Source organism: Hyunsoonleella ulvae (genome assembly GCF_016827605.1).
Classification (GTDB): Bacteria; Bacteroidota; Bacteroidia; order Flavobacteriales; family Flavobacteriaceae; genus Jejuia; species Jejuia ulvae.
Genome location: NZ_JAEPJQ010000014.1, coordinates 1 through 1244 on the forward strand (window position 1 = coordinate 1; position 1244 = coordinate 1244).

The window sequence follows — 1244 nt, forward strand, 5'->3', positions numbered from 1 at the left end:
ATCCCTAACCTTTAGATTAGCAAATACTATTAATTGTAGTTAAATTTAAAAAGGACAGAGTGAACTTATATCCCTAGCTAGCTACAAAAGAGCCATGCTGCGTATTAGTCTCCGTCCTTTTTTGAGGCTACTTAGAACTATATAGAATTTCAGAATGACCTTATTAAAGGTTTTAGTTTAAGTAGCATTTATTAATTTCTAAATCTAAAGTTATGAATTTTAAAGAAGTAATTGGTATTGATGTTAGTAAAAACACTATTGATGTTTGTATTTACCTATCTCAAAAGAGCTCTGAATTTGCCAATACAAACAAAGGAATTAAAGGGTTTTTAGGTTGGGCTAAGGCTAAGTTAAAAGACCTGTCCGAAGTTCTTTTTGTATATGAGCATACAGGTATGTACTCTCACACACTTACTGTTGTTCTGCAACAGATGGGGTGTCATTATTATGTTGCTCCTGCACTTGACATAAAACGTTCTATGGGAATTGTTAGAGGAAAGGATGACCAGGTAGATGCTAAACGGATTGCCCTATACGGTTATCGTCTAAGAGAAGAGATTATACCAACTAGGGAGTGTTTTAAATCGATAACCACGCTTAAGTCCCTAATGACGCTTAGGTCAAAACTAGTCAAACAACGTTCAGCCCATAAAACTACCTTGAAGGAGCAGAAAAGCATTTATAAATCTAAGGACTTTAAATTTATTTTTGAGACACAACAAAGGTTAATACATTACCTTACCAAACAGATAACTTCTGTTGAGAAGCAAATGCAGGAGGTTATCAATAGTCACATAGCTCTAAAAATCAATATGGATCTAATGTTATCGATTAAAGGTGTTGGTAGACAAATGGCAACTACAATGCTTATTGTTACGGAGAACTTCTCCAAGTTTGACAGTTCTCGTAAATTCGCCTCGTATTGCGGTGTTGCACCCTTTGCATATCAATCGGGTACAAGTATAAAAGGCAGAAACAGAGTGTCTCCGCTTGCAAACAAGAAAATCAAGTCTTTGGTACATATGTGCGCAGTAAGTGCCATACAACATAACTCCGAAATGAAAATATACTACCAAAAACGTATTGGACAAGGAAAAAGCAAAATGAGTACATTAAACATTATTAGAAACAAATTGATCGCTCGCATCTTTGCTGTGATACAAAGGCAAACACCGTATGTAGACACTTTGAGGTTTGTAGCCTAAATTTTAACAAAAATTATTTGGAGCAATCATAGAATACGC

1 protein-coding gene is annotated in these 1244 nt (G+C 35.1%); it reads left to right on the plus strand.

Annotated elements, in window-relative coordinates; all coding sequences use genetic code 11:
* The first annotated feature begins 212 nt into the window (after nt 1-212).
* A complete protein-coding gene (locus JS605_RS17410; protein WP_203259004.1) occupies nt 213-1205 on the plus strand; it encodes a transposase in 993 nt (330 codons plus the stop codon).
* The last annotated feature ends 39 nt before the right edge of the window (nt 1206-1244 follow it).

Coding starts and splice junctions, on each gene's coding strand:
- JS605_RS17410 (WP_203259004.1), top strand. CDS start 213: ATGAATTTTAAAGAAGTAATTGGTATTGATGTTAGTAAAAACACTATT.